The organism is Gilliamella sp. (assembly GCF_024104075.1).
In the GTDB taxonomy this organism is placed as follows: domain Bacteria; phylum Pseudomonadota; class Gammaproteobacteria; order Enterobacterales; family Orbaceae; genus Gilliamella; species Gilliamella bombi.
On sequence record NZ_JAGGHR010000006.1, the window covers coordinates 48,897 to 69,397 of the forward strand.

The following is a 20,501-nucleotide window of genomic DNA, read 5'->3' on the forward strand; positions in this document are numbered from 1 at the left end:
ACTGACTATTTTAGTCTATCTTAATTAAGATTTGAATAATACCTACTTATAACCATTAGAAAGTAGCATAATGGTTATGGTGGTTATTGTGAAAAAATATATTAATACATATAGTTATGTCTTAAACCTTTTTACATTATTTAATAGTGAATTAAATAATCAGGAATAGTTTAAAATATGTAATATTTTAGTAAAAGAACCTGACTTTTTTTTTATTATTGCAATAATGTAAAAACCTATAATTAGATAACAATGGCGATTGCGATTATGATAAATATTTTATTAATAGATGATGATATTGAATTATCACAAATGCTTAGCGAATATTTGACTAATGAAGGTTTTAATATCAAAAGTGTTTATTTAGGTAAAGATGGTATTGATGAAGCTCTATCAGGTAAATATCGTGCAGCAATCTTAGACGTGATGTTACCAGATATTAATGGTATTGATGTCCTGAAAAGCATCCGTCAACAATGTAATATGCCTGTTATTATGTTAACTGCTAAGGGTGATAATATTGATCGCGTTTTGGGTTTGGAATTAGGTGCTGATGATTACATTCCAAAACCATGTTATCCGCGTGAATTATTAGCAAGATTACGTGCAGTTTTACGACGTTTTGATGAACGTTCGGTCGAAATGGTTGATGATAAAAAATACCATTTTAATGGTTTAATGTTAGATCTACCTCAACGGCTTTGTACGTGGAATGGACAAGTAATTGATTTGACATCAACCGAGTTTAATTTATTAGTTTTATTAGTGAAACATAGCGAGCGAGTAGTAACTAAAGAAGAATTATCTGAAATTGGGCTTGGTCGAGCAAGAGAACTTTATGATCGTAGTGTTGATGTCCATATCAGCAATATTCGCCAAAAATTACATCAAGTTGCACAAAATGATGTGACAATAGAGACGATTAGAGCCGTCGGTTACCGTATTCGTTAACAAACAAATAGGCTTGACATGAATCATCGATTATTCTGGAAAATACTTATCACGTTTGGGGTAATCTTTTATCTTACCTTCCAATTGACTTGGATTGCGTTTTCTATTTATGTAGAAAATAAAAATCAAAGATTTCTCAATCATATGCCTACGAAAGTCGATATGATTGCCCAGTTATTACATGTAGCTGGTGAAGATGAAACGCTTAATTTCATAGCACATTTACCTGAGCGAGAAAGAACGTTACTGTCAATAAAATTAGTTTCTCCATTGAATGATCAAGTTAATATTTTAACCGATGAATTAGAAACACCTACATATGCTTATCAACGCATGACTGTCGCTCCTGACGGAACTCTTTATTCTGTTTCATTTAAAGAGGATAAAGAGGATCATGTTAAAAAGGCATTGTTCAACATGCCATTGCCCATTGTATTAATGGGCATATGTGTTGGACTTGTTTTTAGCCTCTTTCTAGCATGGAATTTAACTAGACCGATGAGGTTATTAAGGCAAGGTTTTTTCAAGGTATCTCAGGGAGATCTTTCTGTCAGATTATTCAATAAACTAAAACCTAGGCGTGACGAACTTAGCGAATTAGGTAAAGATTTTGATATGATGGTTGAGCAACTTAATATATTACTTTCTGATCGTCAGTCTCTCCTTCATGATGTTTCTCATGAACTTAGAACTCCGCTTGCTCGATTGCAACTAGCAATTGGACTTGCTCAACAAAATAAACAAAATATTGATACATCTTTAGCTAGAATAGAGTTAGAGTCAGAACGTTTAGATCAGTTAATTGGCGAAATTCTAAATTATTCTCGTGCTGAAATGAATAATCGCACTGATGAATATTTTGATTTAAAAGACTTAATAAGTGTAGTAATCAATGATGCTAATTATGAAGCTAATCACCAGTTAATTGAAGTACATTTTACTTTATCATCTATTACTCATCCAATTGTTAAAGGTAATTCAGAACAAATACGTCGTGCTGTTGAAAACATTATCCGAAATGCTATTCGCTTTTCAAAAGCTGAGCAAGCCGTAGAAGTTTCACTAAAAGAAACAGGTAAGTATTTACAAATTGAAGTTAAAGATCGAGGTCCTGGTGTTGAAGAAAATAAGTTATCAAGTATTTTTGAACCATTTGTCCGTATTCAGTCTCCACAATTAGGTAAAGGTTATGGTCTAGGACTAGCAATTGCCAGAAAGACCGTCATTATGCATAACGGTACTATCCAAGCAACTAATCGTGATGGTGGAGGCCTTATTGTAACAATATGCTTGCCTTATTGGAGAAAACATTAATAATAAAAATATATTAATAACAATCAGCATTCACCGTTAATACATACTCTTTAACTAGGCTTTCCAGCTTGATTTTATCGCGCCCTATAAAATTTAAAGATCTCATAATAACTTCTGGATCACTTTTCAATATATTTTTGTATTGGTCAATATATTGGCTAGCAATAGGTTTATATGACCAGTGCCATTCTTCAGGTTGATACCCTCCTTTGCGTCCTTCATTAAAAGCTTGGCAAAATCCATATTTAGGCAGATTTTTTTGAAGCCATTTATATAAAATGATGCCTTTTTTATCATACTTAAAATATTTTGATGAAACGCTGGTAATATCAATATCTGTTCCCCAATGATGCCTTGATGTGCCAGGCATTGACGAAAATTTTAGAATTTCTTCAGCAATTTTTTCTGGATCATTTATTTTAGCTGATAAAGCATCCCATTTCCGTTGCCAAATACCGTTTTGGTAAGTGTAATTCCGCGTTGCACTTACTATGATAAAAGGAACATCTGGATGAACTTTTTTAAAATCATTGTAGGCTTTTATAAGTTGTTCGGTTGGCTCTTTTTGCAGATACATTCCTTTTTTATTAACAGGTAGTATAGTTGAATCTAACGCAATAAAACCATTATCTTTTTTTTCGTCAAACTGTCCAATCAGTTTATTTAATGTGATCTGTTGTGCCATGGTAAAAGTAGGAAATAGAAGTAAAGATAAGTTTAAAGTTAAACCACCTATTTTTTTTAACATTGTTGATTTCTTCATCTTTCAAGCGTTGCCAATATTCTATATAGCCAGATTAAGTTAAAAACAGTATAATCCTTTTCCTAAAAAAAGAAATAGCCATAATGTGTAAAAACGAGGCCTTATGTTAACAACATCTACATCTAATACGTCTGAAAATTGTTTAGACGCTACCAATACAATGAATCTTAATAAAACTAATTCCATAAACGAAAGAATAAATTTACTAAACTTCACACGCCAACAATTGAGAGAGTTTTTTATATCACTTGGTGAAAAACCGTTTCGAGCTGATCAAGTAATGAAATGGATCTATCATTTTGGTGTAGATAATTTTGATCAAATGACCGATATCAATAAAAAACTACGTGAACAACTAAAGACTTTAGCAGAAATTAAAGCTCCTAAGATTGCCATAGAACAGCGTTCTTCTGATGGCACAATAAAATGGGCACTTGATGTTGGTAATAACCAACTGATTGAGTCTGTTTATATTCCTGAACGTGATCGTGCAACATTATGTGTTTCATCTCAAGTTGGTTGCGCACTAGAGTGTAAATTTTGTTCTACTGCCCAACAAGGATTTAATCGTAATTTAACCGTTTCTGAAATTATTGGCCAAGTATGGCGTGCATCAAATGCAATTGGTGTCACCGGAAAATTAGCAGATAGGCCCATTACTAATGTAGTTATGATGGGTATGGGTGAACCGCTACTTAATTTATCTAATGTTGCACCAGCTATGGAAATTATGTTAGATGATTTTGGCTATGGTTTATCAAAAAGGCGTGTAACACTATCGACATCAGGAGTTGTTCCCGCTTTAGATAAGCTAGCTGGTATGATTGATGTGGCGCTAGCGATATCACTTCATGCACCTAATGATACTATTCGTAGTGAAATTATGCCAATTAACCTAAAATACAATATGTCTATGCTACGTGATTCAATTCTGCGTTATCTTTCGTCTTCAAACGCAAATCACGGAAAAGTAACTATTGAATATGTATTACTTAATCAAATTAACGATGACGTTGAACATGCTCATGAGCTTGCACAATTCCTAAAAAATGTACCTAGCAAAATTAATTTAATTCCTTGGAATCCGTTCCCTGGTGCGCCTTATTCAAGATGTTCAAATACACGAATTGATCGCTTCATGAAAACATTGATGGGATATGGATTTACCGTAATAGTTCGTAAAACACGGGGGGATGATATCGATGCTGCATGTGGCCAATTAGCTGGTGAAGTTGTTGATCGCACTAAAAGAACTCTTTACAAAAAGCAGAACCTTGTTAAGCAAACAGCATAAGGATAAATCTTTATAAAAAGGAGAGATAGATGAAGAAATTGTTAGTTATAACTAGCTATTTTTTGATGATAGTACTAGCGGGTTGCCAAATGAAAAACAACAATGAATTTGATCCAGAAAAAGCCGCTTTGGCTAGGATGCGACTTGGGTTAGGATATCTTGCTAAAGCAAATGAGTCAGAAGAAAATATCAAAGTAGCACATTATAATCTAAAATTAGCTGCACAATACTCTCCAAATAATCCCCAAGTTATGTTAGCCATGGCAATGTTTGATCAACATGTTGGTGAATACAACGAAGCCGAGATGATTTACAAACGTATTACTCTAATGCAACCAGGTAATGGATTATATCATATCCATTATGGTTCTTTTTTATGTGGTCGAGATCGTTATCAAGAAGCAAAAAAACAATTTGAACAGAGTATTGAGTTCGATCGTCATCGTTGGAAAGCTGATGCTTATGAACAATATGGTTATTGTGCAATCCAAAATAATGATAAAAGAACAGCTGACTTAATGTTTAAGCAGCTTTTTCAATATGATGTTAATCGTCGAAACAACGTTATAAAAACAGCTGAACTTTATAAAAACAAAGGTGATAAAAAAATAGCAAATTATCTATTTTCAGTAACAAATAAATAAATCATCATCCATTATTATAATATTAATAAATTTTTAATAATTATAAGCAAGAGTATATGTCATGAATTTTTGGGCTATTTTATTATTAGCACTAGCAATGTCAACCGACGCCTTTGCTGTCGCCGTTTGTCGTGGGATTTCACTTAAATCAACACCAATTTTAGGCGCATTCAAAATTGGTATTCTATTTGGTGTTGTTGAGGCTATTACCCCATTGCTTGGCTGGTTAGTTGGTTATATTGCGTTGCAATATATTGAACAATGGGATCATTGGGTTGTATTTGCTGTCATGCTATTTTTAGGCATTAATATGATATATAACAGCCAGAAACAGTCAAATGGAAATTGCCAAGAAGATGAATTAACATCATCAAAAAAATCTTTTCTAATGCTAATTTTCACAGCAATTTCAACCAGTATAGATGCATTTGCCGTTGGTGTTGGCTTAGCATTAGCAAGTGTTAATATCTTTTTTGCTGCATCAATGATTGGACTCGCTACCTGTACAATGGTTACTATTGGGTTATTATTGGGTAATAAAATTGGCTGTTTAATTGGTAAACGGGCTGAGCTTTTGGGCGGGTTAGTACTTATTTCTATTGGAGTAATAACTCTTTATCAACATCTTTCAGTTTAATATTTCAAATAAAATTACTTTCTATACTGTTAGGTTTCGAACGTTTTATTGATTGATATATTTTATCCAAATTTAAATAACGTCCGAAACCAATCACTTTCCTTAATAAAGGTTACAGAAAACTAACTCTATTTTATCTTCCTTTAATTTTTGTAAAATTCCATATCAAAACTATGTGTCTGCTGGTTATAAATTGCTTTAAACACTCCTTGATCTTGAGGATTCTGCAAAATATGATTAACAATAAATGGCCTAACATTGGTTTTTATATAACCCGGCAATCCTCGGGCACCACGAATGATATCATAATGATCGTGACAGAATGTACTGATACAAGAATCTTTTATTTCGATAGTATAGCCTCGATGACTATATGATTGATTTAATTTGTCAATTTCTCGACGAATAATCCGTTCAATAACTTCCATTGGTAAACGTTTAAAATGAAGAATATTTTCTCGTCCATTAAAACGATTAAGCAGTTCTGAACGATAAGTATTATTCAGTTCATTTGTCGCTAATTCACATGCAACTTCGTCAGAAAGGTTAGGATCCAAATAGTAAGATTGTCCAATATTTGAGGTCATAATAATCATGATATCAGAAAAATCGACAGTTCGACCTACATTATCGGTTAATCTTCCATCCGATAAGATCTGTAAAAAGATATTAAAGACATCAGGATGTGCTTTTTCAATCTCATCAAATAAATAGATTCCAACCGGTTTTGTTCTAACTGAGTTTGTTAAAATTCCACCTGCTTCAAATCCTTCATATCCCGGAGGTGCACCAATTAATTTAGCAACAGCATGTTTTTCCATGTATTCTGACATATCAAAACGAACCAACGATTTTTCGTCACCGTAAACATATTCCGCTAAAGCTTTGGCCATTTCAGTTTTACCTACACCAGATGGACCTAAAAATAGGTAAGACATTGCAGGACCTGATTCTTCAAGCGTGTCAACTTTAGCCACCTTTACCGAATTGGCGACATGTTTAACAATGTTATCTTGACCAAAAATTCGCGATAATAAATTTGCCTCCAAATTAATCAAGTTTTCAACTTCATTCTCATCTAATTTGTTTGCTGATATACCTGAAACTTTGCTAAATTCAGCAATCACTTCTTGGCGATTTAGTCGCAAATCTTTATTGGCTAACATCACCAATTTTTGATGTTGTTCATTATTTTGTGCAATTTCAGCATCAATTTGTCGAATTTTTTCCTTTAATTTAGCGACTGCTGGAGAGTCAAATCCTCCAGCCGTTAATTGCGCGAATGTCTTTATAGCAACTGATTCTGAATTTTTATTATTGTCCTCTTCTTCTTGTAACTGAGTGATTTCATCTTGCAGTTTGAAGCGTAACGTTTCAGCATCACGTTGATATTGATATGTTTTACTAATTTCAGACTTTAAATTCTGCCAATCTTGCTGCCATTGTTCAAGCTGCTGCCGCAAATCATATTGTTCTGTTTCACTGGTACTTTTTTCGATCTTACCCATTAACTCAGCAATTTTTGGATGCTGTTTATGTGTAAGTTGACGATAACTAGCAAGCGCACGATCAAGTAATGAAATAGCACGTTGAGGCTGTGCCCCACCTAAACCTAAACTATCACGATATTTACAGGTTAAATGTATCGCTTCATCAATAGCATCTTTATCCACTTCAATTTTGTGGTATCCAGATAACTCCTTTGCAACAGTAGTAACAATGGAATTTAAATTATCCCCAGTAGGTTCTTTGACATCGTAAAGTGTGTAAAGTTCAGGCATATTCGTGCTAGCCTTTAGCACACTACTAAGTTTATCATCACGAACTTCGAGGATAACTTGAAAATTATTTGATTTATCGGCGTTATTTAGAGCATTAATAAAATGAGCATTACCTGTATTATGTGCTGCTTCTAAAAAATTAGCCGTATCAGTAATAATCAGCACTGACTCAGGAGTTTGCATTAGCTTTTTTAAAATACTTTGAAACTCATTATTTATCTTATTACTATCACCGCTAGAAAAAAGAGCATCACAATTTAACCAAAATAATTTTTTTACAATCAAATCAAATGGTGTATCTGGGTTATTTTTAGCCGCCTGCAAACCAAGACTAAGCATTGAAACACCTACACCTGCAGGCCCTGTCAACAAAAGAGAATTTGATGATTTTCGTATGAGAATAGACGATATTCTCTCTAAATCATGTTCCCTTCCTACTAAAGTAAAATTAGGGTATTGCGCTAAATATTCACGCCCTCTAACTAAATACATTGTGCATTCCTTTGTTATAGTTTAAAGGGTGAAGTAGTATGTGAGCTATCTTTTTTGGTTTCAGATTTTTCTGATAAAACATCACCTGTCACCGCAATAAATTCTCGTGTATCATTTTGAACATCTTTGGACATTTTTTCAATTTCTTCCAAATTTGCTCGCATTGTTTCTAGTGCCGCACGGGTGATTTCAGTCGCTTCTTTTTGGGTATCACCAAATTCAGCTAAATTTTGTAGCATTGCTTCTAAATCATTATTAATTTCATCACGACCAGTTGCAATTCGAATAGCTTCATTTTTAGCAATATCATTTGTTACTCGAGTCATTTCGGCTAAAGTATTACCGGCCATTGATTGTGCTTCATTAATTGCAGCTGAGTTAACTGCTGTTACAACAACACTGAGTTGTGAAGCAACCGATGCGATGCCTCTTGAATGCATTGCTCTTGCACTTTCAACTTGTTTTTTGGTTGCTGCTTGCATATTACGAATTTTAATAGCTTCAGTTGTTAATTCACCATAGGTTTGCATAGTATCGACAGTTGCTGTGGATACAGTATCAATGTGTTCATCCAAATTACGGCGTGTTTCATCAAGCTTCATTGACTCTAACAAATTATCACCAACATCTTTACTCTCAAGCTCTTGTCTACGTTCACGATGGACTTTCTCTACTTTTTTGGTCGCTTCGTTCATAATGGCATAAATTTGTATCATATTGCCATTATTGTCACTAAGTCCTTCAATCTGTTTAACCATTTTTTCAAGATGATTACGAATTGCACCAAAACGCTCTTTACCTTGATTCACAAATTTTAATGCCGATTCAACCATATCAGCTTGACGTAATGTATGCTGTTCTGAAGTTAAATTTAGCAACTCTTTTAATTTTTCAACATCGATTGATTCAGAGCGTTGCTCGTGACGCTTTGTAATTTCTATCTGAATATCATCTAATTCTTTATTTTTGTTTTTTATTTGTTGATTTAATTTAGCTATTTTTTCTTCATTAGTCACAATTTTAGCTTTTGATGCGGCTTTAATTTTCCCTAGGCCAAAAAACTTTTTATCCTGTTGTAATAACTCTATTTCTTTTTTTAATTCAGATATTTGTTTTTCAATATTAATAATTTCACTTTGCACATTTGCTTTTTGCGTTACTTTTTCTTCGTCCCATTCTTGATCGGCTTTAATTTGAGCTAATGCATTTCGGGTTTCACCATTTTGGCGTAAGTTATATAAAGCATCAGTGAGTTCGGTAAGTGGTTTTATTTTTTCGATAAAATCATTAAGATCATTATTAAAATCAGCATACACTCGTTGTAATTCAGCAAATACTTCGGTATCAGTCATCTCAATACGTTGTTTAGACATCTCTTCAGAAATTGATTGAAGATATTCTTTAAATGTATCAAATTCTTGAATTTTGGCCCGATCAATTTCCTTATTGTCAGAAAATTCTAAAATATTAGTAACTTCTTCTACTTTTTGTTCCAATGAAAGGCTATCTGAAAATATAACTTTAAAAAAAGTATTTTCTTGAATATTAGCAAGTGGAGTTTCTACTTTTACTTTTTTTTCACGTTGTCTAACCGAATAGTCTTTTTCTTCTGTACTGGCTAATTTTTTTCTTGGAGCTACACCCATTATTTCTTTCCTTAATTGCTTATTTCTATATTCACTTATTATTTAATTACTTTAAATTCTATTTTAAATAAAAAATAAAGTTTGGAACAATAATTTGATCTTATAGAAAAGATAAATTTCATCTTTTCATCATGTTATTATCTATTTAACATCTGATTTTGACAAGTAAAACAGTCATCCAAAATCAGAAAATTAAAGAATAAACGATAATCATCAAGTATAGAGCAAGCTTTTTGCTGGTATAACAGATTATTATCTATACTTTATTTAATCGATTAAAACTTTAAATTATTATTGGTATTTTTAATTAATTGTATATTATTATTTTGCAGTTATTTTATAAAGAGAAGATATAAATAAAGAGAAAATTCATAAAAAAACCACTCGCATAAACGAGTGGTTTGTATTGATAAGCTTATTTCGTACTGACGAAAAGAATTACATCATTCCGCCCATACCACCCATGCCACCCATACCACCAGCAGCACCTAAGTCAGTCTTATCATCTTTAGGTAAATCAGTTACCATACATTCAGTTGTAATCATAAGGCCGGCAACTGAAGCGGCATATTGTAATGCACTACGTGTTACTTTAGTTGGATCTAAAATACCCATTGCAATCATATCACCATATTCTTCAGTTGCGGCATTGTAACCATAGTTACCTTTACCACCTTTAACAGCATTAACAACAACAGATGCTTCTTCACCACAGTTAGTAACGATTTGACGTAATGGAGCTTCCATCGCACGAAGTGCAACTTTGATACCAACGTTTTGATCTTCGTTTGCACCCTTAAGTTCTGAAATAGTAGTTGCGGCACGGACAAGAGCAACACCACCACCGGCTACAACACCTTCTTCAACAGCTGCACGAGTTGCATGTAATGCGTCTTCAACACGAGCTTTTTTCTCTTTCATTTCAACTTCAGTTGCCGCACCAACTTTAATTACAGCAACACCGCCAGCAAGTTTCGCAACGCGTTCTTGAAGTTTCTCTTTATCATAGTCAGAAGTTGATTCTTCGATTTGTTTACGAATTTGTTCAACGCGAGCATTAATTAATGACTCCTCACCAACACCATCAATGATAGTTGTGTTGTCTTTATTGATTACAACACGTTTTGCTTGACCTAAATCTTCAAGAGTTGTTTTTTCAAGTTCTAAACCAATTTCTTCTGAAATTACAGTACCCGCAGTTAAGATTGCAATATCTTGTAACATTGCTTTACGACGATCACCAAAGCCAGGAGCTTTAACAGCTGCAACTTTAACAATGCCACGCATAGTATTCACAACTAATGTTGCAAGTGCTTCGCCTTCAACATCTTCTGCGATAATCAATAAAGATTTACCTGCTTTAGCTACAGCTTCAAGAACTGGTAATAATTCGCGGATGTTAGAGATTTTTTTATCGGCTAATAAAATATATGGGCTATCTAATTCAACAGTTGCAGTTTCAGGTTTATTGATAAAGTATGGTGATAGGTAACCACGATCAAACTGCATACCCTCAACAACATCAAGCTCATCTTGTAAACCAGTGCCATCTTCAACTGTAATAACACCTTCTTTACCTACTTTTTCCATTGCCTGAGCAATTAAAGTACCAACAGTTTCATCAGAGTTAGCTGAAATTGTACCTACTTGAGCAATGGCTTTAGAATCAGCGCATGGTGCAGATAATTTTTTAAGCTCTTCAACAGCTGCAACAACTGCTTTATCAATACCACGTTTTAAATCCATTGGATTCATACCAGCAGCAACAGCTTTTAAACCTTCATTAACAATCGCTTGAGCAAGAACTGTTGCAGTAGTTGTACCATCACCTGCTGCATCATTTGCTTTAGATGCGACCTCTTTAACCATTTGCGCACCCATATTTTCGAATTTATCTTCTAATTCGATTTCACGAGCAACAGAAACACCATCTTTAGTAATGGTTGGTGCGCCAAAAGACTTATCTAATACTACATTACGTCCTTTTGGACCTAATGTTACTTTAACTGCATCGGCTAATACATTAACGCCTTTAAGCATTTTGGCGCGAGCGTCATTACCAAATTTCACATCTTTAGCTGCCATCTTCGTATTTCTCCTAAATTCTGTATATAAATTAAATTAGTTGTCAGTTATGCTTGTACAATCGCTAAAATATCGCTTTCAGATAAGATAAGCACTTCTTCATTATCGATTTTCTCTGTTTTAACGCCGTATCCTTCATTAAAAATTACGATATCTCCCACTTTAACATCTAGCGGCTGTACTTGACCATTTTCTAAAATGCGACCATTACCAACAGCTAAAACTTCTCCGCGAGTTGATTTACCTGCTGCCGAACCAGTTAAAACAATACCACCAGCTGATTTTGATTCTACTTCTTTACGTTTAATGATCACACGATCATGCAATGGACGAATTTTCATTAGTTATCTCCTAGCACTAATTTTTAATTAAGATAATTATTAACAGAAATCATAGAATTATGATTTTTTAATGTAGTGCATAATATATGGGGATTATTTTAAATTCTTCAAGAGAACAAATTTAAAAAAAATCCAACTGATTATTTATTCATCATCTTTCTGTTTGAATTCACCCTCAATAATATCACCCTCTTGATAATGCATTTGTGATGAAGAAAATTTTGATCTTATTGGCATTTTTCGAACAATAAATTCCACGATATGATCTTGTACATGGGGTATTAATAAGATTGCACCTAAAATATCAGTTAAAAAACCTGGAATAAGCAAGAAAAAACCGGCAAAAAGCAAAGCTACACTTCTAATTACTTCATTTTTATAGCTTTGATTGTTAGCTATTTTTTGTTGCATAATACTAAGGTTTTTCAAACCCTGAGTTTTAACTAACGAGAAACCAAGAATAGATGTTGCAATAATACAAATTAAAGCAAGAAAAATACCAATTGAATTGGCAACAGCTATGAAAAAGGTGAGTTCAAAATAAACATAAATAAAAAAGATAATAAAGCCAACAAATCGCATATATAATTCCTATAAGGATAAAAACATATTATTAAAAATTATCTTTTAATATGAAGATGATTAGCTATTTTTCAACCAAACAATATATATTTTAAAAAAAATATTACAAAAGGGATTGACTGATAATCACGAATCGTGTTTAATGTGCATCCATTGTTGCCCGGATAGCTCAGTCGGTAGAGCAGGGGATTGAAAATCCCCGTGTCCGTGGTTCGATTCCGCGTCCGGGCACCAATCACCAAATTCTAAAACCTGCTTCTAGCAGGTTTTTTTATGCCTAAAGCCTTTTCAAATAAGCCTTTCACCTTGTTTCACTACTCAACAGTGTTCAACTAAAATTAAGCTAAATCCAGTAATAAGTTAATTTTACATCATTAATTTAATGATTATTTTACTTACACTAACTATAATACATTCTATAAAAATCAATTAGTAAGTGATAAGTTATATAATAAATCTAGAACTAGATATAAATTAAGAACTACGAAAATAAAATATACCTGTTCTTTTTTAATATGAATTTGTAAATTAAAAATGGCACTATTTTTGCTTATTTTATCTGTTACATAGTACTTAACTGTCGTTATATTGTTGTTAAAAGTTATTTTTAATCTAAAATGGAATTTTATTGTAACTTTTATGCTATATCGCAATTTTAATTATAGTACGCTTTGCACTGTATATGTGCAAAAAATAAAAAATATGAATTTAAACAAAATAAAAGTTAATTAATATAAAAATTAAAATTAGAACGTTTTACTAAATCTATATTTAAAAAATATTAAAAATACGACATTCTTACCTGTGTTTAAATGTTACAAAATCGGTTTACAGTTAAATAATTGGAGTGGTTTTATGAGTAATCTAAGGAAATATAAACGTAAATTTTTGTTGGGCGCAGGACTAATAACAATGCTTGCGAGTGCACAACTTCATGCTGCAGGAACGTTAGTTTATTGTGCAGAAGCTTCACCTGAAATATTTAATCCACAGTTAGCAACAAGTGGTATTTCAATGGATGCGAGTGCAGTTCCTGTTTATAATCGTTTGGTAGAATTTAAATTAGGTACTACCGAAATTGAACCTGCTTTAGCGAAATCTTGGGATATCGGCCAAGATGGTTTAACCTATACTTTTCATTTACGCGATGATGTTAAATGGCATAGCAATAAAGAGTTCAAACCAACACGAAACCTAAATGCTGATGATGTTATTTTTACATTTATGCGACAAAAGGATAAGAATCATCCTTATCACAAAGTTTCTGGTGGGCAATATGAATACTTTGGAAGCATGGGATTTCCAGATTTAATCAAAGAAATTAAAAAGATTGATGACCATACTGTCGTATTTGAATTAAACCATCCAGAAGCTCCTTTCTTAGCCGATTTAGCAATGTCATTTGCTTCTATTTTATCAGCCGAATATGCTGATACTATGCTTAAAAATGGCACACCCGAAAAAATTGATTTAGTCCCCGTTGGTACTGGTCCGTTTACTTTTGTTCAATACCAAAAAGATTCAAGAATTCTTTATAAAGCAAATCCCGATTATTTTGGCCCTAAAGCCCAGCTTGATCGTTTAGTGTTTTCAATTACACCAGATCCTACAATTCGTTATGCCAAATTACAAAAAGGAGAATGTCATGCGATGCCATATCCAAATGTAGCAGATATTGAGAGAATGAAATCAGACAATAATATTGTTGTTAAAGAAATGGCTGGGGTTAATATTGGCTATTTAGCCTACAATATGGATAAGCCACCACTTGATAAGTTGCAAGTTCGTCAAGCATTAAATATGGCCGTGAACAAAGATGCGATTATAAAAGCTGTTTTTCAAGGTGCGGCAGAACCAGCTAAAAACTTTATTCCACCATCTATGTGGAGTTATAACGATGAAGTAAAAGATTATCCTTATGATCCAGCGCAAGCAAAAGAATTATTAAAATCAGCGGGATTAGAGAAAGGGTTTACTATCAGTTTATGGGCAATGCCAGTACAACGCCCATATAACCCAAATGCACGCCGTATGGCCGAAATGATTCAAGCGGATTGGGCTAAAATTGGTGTAACAGCTAAAATTGTGAGTTATGAATGGGGAGAGTATTTATCTCGTATTCGTGATGGTGAACATGATGCTGTATTAATGGGCTGGACTGGAGATAATGGCGATCCAGATAACTTTTATTCTGTTTTAATGAGCTGTGATGCGGTTAAAGCTGGTGGTCCAAACTATTCACACTGGTGCTATAAACCATTTGATGATTTATTACAACAAGCCCGTATTGAGTCAAATCACGAAAAAAGAGTTGAGCTATATAAACAAGCACAAGTCGAGATGCGTGAGCAAGCACCAGCATTAATGATTGCACATTCAATGGTTTATATGCCATTACGTAAAGAGGTTAAAGGCTATATTATGGCTCCTTTATCATTACATAATTTTAACCAAGTCACGCTTGAAAAATAGTATTCCTTGCGATTAACCACCTAGGTGTGGTTAATCGCTACGTTGGGTTTTGCTAAATTTAGAGCTATAAATCTATTTTTTAATAACAATAAAATTTTATCTATTTTATAAACGATAGTTTAAAAGCAATATTTAAGAGCTACTACATGTTTCAATTTATTCTAAAGCGGTTAGGTGTACTTATTCCAACGTTTATTTGCATCACACTACTTACTTTTATTTTTGTTCACCTTATTCCGGGTGACCCCATTATGGTCCTTGCAGGAGAGCGAGGTTTAACCCCAGAACGTCATGCTGAATTAATGACTCAACTGGGTTTAGATAAGCCACTATATCAACAATATATTCAATACATTATAAACATGCTTCATGGCGATTTAGGAACCTCTTTTAAAAGCCAAATTCCAGTATGGGATGAATTTGTACCCCGATTTAAAGCAACGTTTGAACTTGGATTTTGCGCAATATTGTTTGCAGTTAGTTTTGGGATCCCAATCGGTGTTCTTGCCGCAGTGAAACGTGGTTCAATATTTGATCACACAGCAATAGGACTATCTTTAACAGGTTACTCCATGCCAATTTTTTGGTGGGGGATGATGCTAATCATGTTAGTCTCAGTGCACTTAAATTTAACCCCAGTATCCGGTCGTGTTAGTGATATGCTTTTCTTAGATGAAAGCAATCCTTTAACCGGATTTATGTTAATTGATACCTTATTATGGGGTGAAACTGAAGATTTTATCGATGCAGTTACTCACTTAATCTTACCTGCAATTGTGCTGGGAACTATTCCATTAGCGGTAATTGTCCGCATGACCCGATCTTCTATGTTAGAGGTACTGAGTGAAGATTACATCAGAACTGCACGCGCAAAAGGCGTTAGTCGAATTCGTATTATCCTTGTTCATGCATTGCGTAATGCAATGATCCCTGTTGTTACCGTTATCGGTTTACAAGTTGGAACAATGCTTGCTGGCGCCATATTGACCGAAACCGTCTTTTCATGGCCAGGAATTGGTCGCTGGTTAATTGAAGCACTACAACGTCGAGATTACCCCGTTGTACAAAGTGGCGTTTTAATTGTTGCGGTCATAATTATTTTAGTGAATTTATTAGTTGATATGTTGTATGGGGTTATTAACCCGCGTATTAGACATAAATAAGAGTGTTTTTACAGATGAATAAACAGGTTATTACTGAACCAACCAATACGCAAGACACCAGTTTAGTCGTACCTAAACCATTAACGCCTATGCGTGAGTTCTGGTTCTATTTTTCAAAAAATAAAGGCGCAGTCGTTGGACTGGTCTTTATTATTATTGTTACATTACTCGCTATCTTTGCTAATTTTGTTGCACCACATTCCCCTTCTGAACAATTTAGAGATGCATTACTAGCACCACCCGTTTGGATGAAAGATGGCAGCTGGCAATTTATTTTAGGGACTGACGATGTAGGACGAGATATCTTATCCAGACTCATTTATGGTGCTCGTTTATCCTTATTAGTCGGTTGCTTAGTAGTCATTATCTCATTGATTTTAGGGATTACATTAGGATTAATTGCTGGTTATGCAGGTGGTTTTTTAGACAATATAATTATGCGTGCAGTGGATATCATGCTTGCATTACCAAGTTTACTACTTGCACTTGTATTAGTTGCAATATTTGGTCCATCAATTATTAACGCTTCAATAGCATTAGCTTTTGTTGCATTACCACACTATGTTCGCTTAACACGCGGAGCAACGATTGCTGAAATTAATAAAGATTATGTCATTGCCTCACGAGTTGCTGGGGCGGGAGCCTTACGACAAATGTTTATCAACATCCTACCAAACTGCTTAGCACCATTAATTGTACAAGCTTCATTAGGATTTTCGAACGCAATTTTAGACATGGCTGCATTAGGTTTTTTAGGCATGGGCGCACAACCACCAACACCAGAATGGGGAACAATGCTTGCTGACGTATTGCAATTTGCACAATCTGCATGGTGGGTTGTTACCTTTCCTGGTTTAGTAATTTTAATGACAGTGTTAGCTTTCAACTTAATGGGAGATGGTTTGCGAGACGCACTTGATCCTAAATTGAAACAGTAATGGAGATACAGTCATGGCACTATTAGAAGTAAAAGAATTATCTGTTCAATTTGGTGGATTTAAAGCAGTAGATCACATTAGTTATGACGTTGAGCAAGGGCAAGTTGTTGGTATTGTTGGTGAATCAGGTTCAGGAAAATCAGTTAGTTCACTCGCCATAATGGGATTAATTGATTTTCCCGGTAAAGTCAATGCAAATGCATTACACTTTGATGGCAAAGATCTTCAACAAATCTCAACTAAAATGCGCCGTAAAATTGTAGGTGCAGATGTGGCAATGATCTTTCAAGATCCGATGACTAGCTTAAACCCATGTTTTACCATAGGTTACCAAATCATTGAAACATTAAAAATCCACCAAGGTGGCAGTAAAAAAGAGCTCAAAACAAGAGCGATTGAATTGCTTAAATTAGTAGGAATTCCTGATGCTGAAAATCGATTAAAGGTTTATCCGCACCAGTTATCTGGCGGAATGAGCCAACGAGTAATGATTGCAATAGCCATTGCATGCAATCCAAAACTCTTAATTGCTGATGAACCAACAACAGCACTAGATGTCACAATTCAAGGGCAAATTATTGAGTTATTACTTGAGTTGCAACGCAAAAATAATATGGCATTAATTCTTATTACTCATGACTTAGCGTTAGTTTCTGAGGCTGCACAAAAAATTATTGTAATGTATGCTGGACAGGTGGTTGAAATAGGAGATGCTGAAATTATCTTTAAAAAACCATTACACCCTTACACACAGGCACTATTACGCTCTCTCCCTGAATTTACTCAAGATAAAGAACGATTAGCATCATTATCAGGCGTTGTACCAGGAAAATATGATCGACCAACAGGCTGTTTACTCAACCCTCGTTGTCCTTATGCTACTGAACATTGTTATACCCAAGAACCAACACTAGTTAGCTATGGTGAAACTAGAAAAGTAAAATGTCATTATCCACTATCAAGCGAAGGGATACCACAATATGAACAATAACATGGAAAATAACGAATTACTGCTTGATGCCCGAAACTTGACAAAATATTATCATGTTAAAACGGGACTTTTTTCTGAAACCAAGCAAGTTAAAGCCGTTGACGGTGTATCTTTTACATTAGATAAAGCTAAAACACTTGCGATTGTCGGTGAATCAGGTTGTGGTAAATCCTCATTAGCAAGATTACTAACAATGATTGAAAAACCCACATTAGGAGAAATTTATTTTAAAAATCAGAATTTGTTGGATAATGATGAACAAGCTCAAAAATTGCGTCGCCAAAAGATCCAAATCGTTTTCCAGAATCCATACTCATCATTGAACCCCCGCAAAAAAATCGGTTCCATATTAGAAGAACCACTAATTATTAATACTGATCTAACAGCAAATGATCGTAAAGCAAAAGTACTATCAATGATGCAAAAAGTTGGATTAAAAGAAGAGTTTTATAACCGTTATCCCCATATGTTTTCCGGAGGACAACGTCAACGCATTGCTATCGCAAGAGGTTTAATGCTTGATCCCGAAATAGTAGTTGCTGATGAACCTGTTTCAGCATTAGACGTTTCTGTACGAGCACAAGTGCTAAATTTGATGATGGATCTACAGCAAGACCTAGGTTTATCTTATATTTTTATTTCTCATGACCTTTCCGTCGTTGAACACATTGCTGATGATGTAATGGTAATGTATTTGGGTCGTTGCGTTGAACAAGGACGAAAAGATGAAATCTATTGTAACCCTAAACATCCATATACTCAGGCATTATTATCAGCAACCCCAAGATTAAATCCTGATCTTAGGCGAGATAGAATTAAATTAGAAGGGGAATTACCAAGCCCTCTTAATCCACCTATGGGTTGTGCGTTTAATGCTCGATGCCGTTTAGCATTTTCACGTTGTACAACAGAACAACCACAGCTTATTAATTATAATGAACATAAAATTGCGTGTTTCTATATAGAGGACAATAATAAAGGTGACAGTTAATTCTGTCACTAAATTAGATACTAAAGCTATCCATTGCATTTTTCTTTTCTTAGAAGATAACAAATTGTCATATTAATAGTTTTGTGCTAGTTTCGTACTCATTATTAACTTACAACCGCGATAGCCCTAAGATTACTTATGTCCAATTCATCAGCTAAAAAAGTCGCTTTTGCCGCTTTTATTGGTACGACCATTGAATGGTATGATTTTTATATCTATGCCTTGGCATCAGTATTAATATTTGGTCAGCTTTTTTTTCCTGATGATAATCAATTTGTGCAAATCTTAGGATCTTTTGCCACCTTTGCCGTGGGATTTTTATCACGTCCTTTAGGAGCATTACTATTTGGTCATATTGGTGATCGTTTGGGGCGTAAAAAATCGTTAATTACTACGTTGGTTTTAATGGGGTGTGCCACCACCTGTGTTGGTTTATTACCCTCTTATCAACAAGCAGGCATTTTATCACCAATTTTATTGGTTACATTACGCATCTTACAAGGGATTGCGGTTGGTGGTGAATGGGGCGGTGCCGTGCTTATGACCAATGAACATGCCCCCAAAGGGTTGAAAAACTTCTTTTCCTCCTTTGCACAGTGGGGAAGCCCAGCAGGAAATATTTTAGCATTATTGGTCTTTTCTTATATTATCCGTTCACCTATAGCTGAGCTTATTAGTAGTGGCTATTGGCGTATTCCATTTTTAGCCAGTTCTATTTTATTAATTATTGGCATTATTGCTAGAGTCACCTTAACTGAGTCACCTGTCTTTATCGAATCATGCAAAAAGCAAGCAAACTTAAAGCAAGAATCAACCCCGATTATTGAAGTTTTAAAAAAATCAACACCGCTATTAATTTTAAGCATTGGCGCTAATGTATTGTCATTTAGTGGAATATTTTCTAATACATTAATGATTGGCTATACCACTATTGCACTAGGTATTGAAGACAAGATAATTGTTGATGCCCTGTTTTGGATTGCGATTGTGCATTTTGTTGTGCAACCTTTTATTGCCTATTTTTCAGAAAAATACTCGGCAACACGATTTTTAATTTGTTCGGCAATCTTAGCAATGGGATCGGTATTTTTATTATTCCCAATCATTCAGATAGGCAAAAAAAATAGCTTTATTATTGGTATTTCGCTCAACGTAATTTGCTACAGTGGCTTTTATGGCGTAATAGCGGGCTATTTAAGTCGAGTTTTTCCTACCAGAATACGTTACACAGGGTTATCTATCAGCTATCAAGGTTGCGCTGCCATTTTTGGTAGCCTAATTCCGATGATAGGGGCATATATTATTTATACTTACAAAACTTTTTGGATACCATTAGCCTTGTTTTATTGTTGTTTAGCATTGATATCTATTATCTGTATCTATCTCCTAAACCGCTATCATTACTATGACGAATAA

At 34.3% G+C, this 20,501-nt stretch carries 17 protein-coding genes and 1 tRNA gene; 12 read left to right on the top strand and 6 right to left on the bottom strand.

Annotated features, from left to right (window positions below; translation table 11 throughout):
* Nucleotides 1-270 precede the first annotated feature (270 nt).
* Both J6569_RS03185 and J6569_RS03190 read left to right on the top strand, forming a co-directional pair.
* On the top strand, nucleotides 271-951 hold the full coding sequence (locus J6569_RS03185) for a response regulator transcription factor (RefSeq protein WP_034910896.1): 681 nt from the start codon (nucleotides 271-273) through the stop codon (nucleotides 949-951).
* A gap of 144 nt (nucleotides 952-1,095) precedes the next feature.
* On the top strand, nucleotides 1,096-2,265 hold the full coding sequence (locus J6569_RS03190; RefSeq protein ID WP_208610473.1) for an ATP-binding protein: 1,170 nt from the start codon (nucleotides 1,096-1,098) through the stop codon (nucleotides 2,263-2,265).
* A gap of 13 nt (nucleotides 2,266-2,278) precedes the next feature.
* Here the strand turns inward: J6569_RS03190 and J6569_RS03195 are convergent, their stop codons facing one another.
* On the bottom strand, nucleotides 2,279-3,013 hold the full coding sequence (locus J6569_RS03195) for a M15 family metallopeptidase (RefSeq protein WP_065590754.1): 735 nt from the start codon (nucleotides 3,011-3,013) through the stop codon (nucleotides 2,279-2,281).
* A gap of 175 nt (nucleotides 3,014-3,188) precedes the next feature.
* On the opposite strand from J6569_RS03195, the gene J6569_RS03200 reads away from it, so the two are divergent.
* The 3 genes from J6569_RS03200 to J6569_RS03210 all read left to right on the top strand — a co-directional run bounded on the left by J6569_RS03200 (nucleotide 3,189) and on the right by J6569_RS03210 (nucleotide 5,603).
* A complete protein-coding gene (locus J6569_RS03200) occupies nucleotides 3,189-4,322 on the top strand; it encodes a bifunctional tRNA (adenosine(37)-C2)-methyltransferase TrmG/ribosomal RNA large subunit methyltransferase RlmN (protein WP_296317601.1) in 1,134 nt (377 codons plus the stop codon).
* A gap of 29 nt (nucleotides 4,323-4,351) precedes the next feature.
* Nucleotides 4,352-4,966, top strand: coding sequence for a hypothetical protein (locus tag J6569_RS03205; protein ID WP_085165507.1), 615 nt, complete (start codon nucleotides 4,352-4,354; stop codon nucleotides 4,964-4,966).
* Nucleotides 4,967-5,027: 61 nt separating this feature from the next.
* Nucleotides 5,028-5,603 carry a manganese efflux pump MntP family protein gene (locus J6569_RS03210; protein ID WP_296317559.1) on the top strand — a complete coding sequence of 192 codons (576 nt, stop codon included), beginning with the start codon at nucleotides 5,028-5,030 and terminating at the stop codon, nucleotides 5,601-5,603.
* A 143-nt stretch (nucleotides 5,604-5,746) separates the two neighbouring features.
* Here J6569_RS03210 and J6569_RS03215 read toward each other — a convergent pair whose 3' ends face one another.
* The 5 genes from J6569_RS03215 to J6569_RS03235 all read right to left on the bottom strand — a co-directional run bounded on the left by J6569_RS03215 (nucleotide 5,747) and on the right by J6569_RS03235 (nucleotide 12,530).
* Nucleotides 5,747-7,876, bottom strand: coding sequence for an AAA family ATPase (locus J6569_RS03215; protein WP_296317561.1), 2,130 nt, complete (start codon nucleotides 7,874-7,876; stop codon nucleotides 5,747-5,749).
* Nucleotides 7,877-7,890: 14 nt separating this feature from the next.
* Entirely contained in the window at nucleotides 7,891-9,522 is a 1,632-nt protein-coding gene (locus J6569_RS03220) for a hypothetical protein (protein ID WP_296317563.1), read from the bottom strand.
* Nucleotides 9,523-9,960: 438 nt separating this feature from the next.
* Nucleotides 9,961-11,607, bottom strand: a complete 1,647-nt coding sequence (gene groL / locus J6569_RS03225) for a chaperonin GroEL (protein ID WP_296300571.1) — start codon at nucleotides 11,605-11,607, stop codon at nucleotides 9,961-9,963.
* A 47-nt stretch (nucleotides 11,608-11,654) separates the two neighbouring features.
* Entirely contained in the window at nucleotides 11,655-11,948 is a 294-nt protein-coding gene (locus J6569_RS03230; RefSeq protein WP_034915350.1) for a co-chaperone GroES, read from the bottom strand.
* A 144-nt stretch (nucleotides 11,949-12,092) separates the two neighbouring features.
* On the bottom strand, nucleotides 12,093-12,530 hold the full coding sequence (locus tag J6569_RS03235) for an FxsA family protein (RefSeq protein WP_065590760.1): 438 nt from the start codon (nucleotides 12,528-12,530) through the stop codon (nucleotides 12,093-12,095).
* Between the two features lie 158 nt (nucleotides 12,531-12,688).
* Between J6569_RS03235 and J6569_RS03240 the strand changes: the two genes are divergently transcribed.
* The 7 genes from J6569_RS03240 to J6569_RS03270 all read left to right on the top strand — a co-directional run bounded on the left by J6569_RS03240 (nucleotide 12,689) and on the right by J6569_RS03270 (nucleotide 20,501).
* Nucleotides 12,689-12,764: transfer RNA gene (locus tag J6569_RS03240), tRNA-Phe, on the top strand.
* Nucleotides 12,765-13,385: 621 nt separating this feature from the next.
* Nucleotides 13,386-15,002: an ABC transporter substrate-binding protein gene (locus tag J6569_RS03245; RefSeq protein WP_296317565.1), complete on the top strand. Its 1,617-nt coding sequence runs from the start codon at nucleotides 13,386-13,388 to the stop codon at nucleotides 15,000-15,002.
* A gap of 146 nt (nucleotides 15,003-15,148) precedes the next feature.
* Complete coding sequence (gene dppB / locus J6569_RS03250) at nucleotides 15,149-16,165, top strand: dipeptide ABC transporter permease DppB (protein WP_296317566.1); 1,017 nt, start codon at nucleotides 15,149-15,151, stop codon at nucleotides 16,163-16,165.
* A gap of 89 nt (nucleotides 16,166-16,254) precedes the next feature.
* Entirely contained in the window at nucleotides 16,255-17,103 is an 849-nt protein-coding gene (gene dppC / locus J6569_RS03255; RefSeq protein WP_366941234.1) for a dipeptide ABC transporter permease DppC, read from the top strand.
* A 13-nt stretch (nucleotides 17,104-17,116) separates the two neighbouring features.
* Entirely contained in the window at nucleotides 17,117-18,094 is a 978-nt protein-coding gene (gene dppD / locus J6569_RS03260; RefSeq protein WP_296317568.1) for a dipeptide ABC transporter ATP-binding protein, read from the top strand.
* A complete protein-coding gene (locus tag J6569_RS03265; RefSeq protein ID WP_296317570.1) occupies nucleotides 18,084-19,085 on the top strand; it encodes a peptide ABC transporter ATP-binding protein in 1,002 nt (333 codons plus the stop codon). The genes dppD and J6569_RS03265 overlap by 11 nt, the downstream gene beginning before the upstream one ends.
* 138 nt (nucleotides 19,086-19,223) lie before the next feature.
* On the top strand, nucleotides 19,224-20,501 hold the full coding sequence (locus J6569_RS03270; RefSeq protein WP_296317573.1) for an MFS transporter: 1,278 nt from the start codon (nucleotides 19,224-19,226) through the stop codon (nucleotides 20,499-20,501).

What these genes read in the sequence shown, in the direction of transcription:
- J6569_RS03195 (WP_065590754.1), bottom strand. Translation starts at nt 3,013, where the DNA reads ATGTTAAAAAAAATAGGTGGTTTAACTTTAAACTTATCTTTACTTCTA.
- J6569_RS03235 (WP_065590760.1), bottom strand. Translation starts at nt 12,530, where the DNA reads ATGCGATTTGTTGGCTTTATTATCTTTTTTATTTATGTTTATTTTGAA.
- J6569_RS03220 (WP_296317563.1), bottom strand. Translation starts at nt 9,522, where the DNA reads ATGGGTGTAGCTCCAAGAAAAAAATTAGCCAGTACAGAAGAAAAAGAC.
- J6569_RS03245 (WP_296317565.1), top strand. Translation starts at nt 13,386, where the DNA reads ATGAGTAATCTAAGGAAATATAAACGTAAATTTTTGTTGGGCGCAGGA.
- J6569_RS03205 (WP_085165507.1), top strand. Translation starts at nt 4,352, where the DNA reads ATGAAGAAATTGTTAGTTATAACTAGCTATTTTTTGATGATAGTACTA.
- dppB (WP_296317566.1), top strand. Translation starts at nt 15,149, where the DNA reads ATGTTTCAATTTATTCTAAAGCGGTTAGGTGTACTTATTCCAACGTTT.
- J6569_RS03230 (WP_034915350.1), bottom strand. Translation starts at nt 11,948, where the DNA reads ATGAAAATTCGTCCATTGCATGATCGTGTGATCATTAAACGTAAAGAA.
- J6569_RS03190 (WP_208610473.1), top strand. Translation starts at nt 1,096, where the DNA reads ATGCCTACGAAAGTCGATATGATTGCCCAGTTATTACATGTAGCTGGT.
- groL (WP_296300571.1), bottom strand. Translation starts at nt 11,607, where the DNA reads ATGGCAGCTAAAGATGTGAAATTTGGTAATGACGCTCGCGCCAAAATG.
- J6569_RS03200 (WP_296317601.1), top strand. Translation starts at nt 3,189, where the DNA reads ATGAATCTTAATAAAACTAATTCCATAAACGAAAGAATAAATTTACTA.
- J6569_RS03210 (WP_296317559.1), top strand. Translation starts at nt 5,028, where the DNA reads ATGAATTTTTGGGCTATTTTATTATTAGCACTAGCAATGTCAACCGAC.
- J6569_RS03265 (WP_296317570.1), top strand. Translation starts at nt 18,084, where the DNA reads ATGAACAATAACATGGAAAATAACGAATTACTGCTTGATGCCCGAAAC.
- J6569_RS03215 (WP_296317561.1), bottom strand. Translation starts at nt 7,876, where the DNA reads ATGTATTTAGTTAGAGGGCGTGAATATTTAGCGCAATACCCTAATTTT.
- dppC (WP_366941234.1), top strand. Translation starts at nt 16,255, where the DNA reads ATGCGTGAGTTCTGGTTCTATTTTTCAAAAAATAAAGGCGCAGTCGTT.
- dppD (WP_296317568.1), top strand. Translation starts at nt 17,117, where the DNA reads ATGGCACTATTAGAAGTAAAAGAATTATCTGTTCAATTTGGTGGATTT.
- J6569_RS03270 (WP_296317573.1), top strand. Translation starts at nt 19,224, where the DNA reads ATGTCCAATTCATCAGCTAAAAAAGTCGCTTTTGCCGCTTTTATTGGT.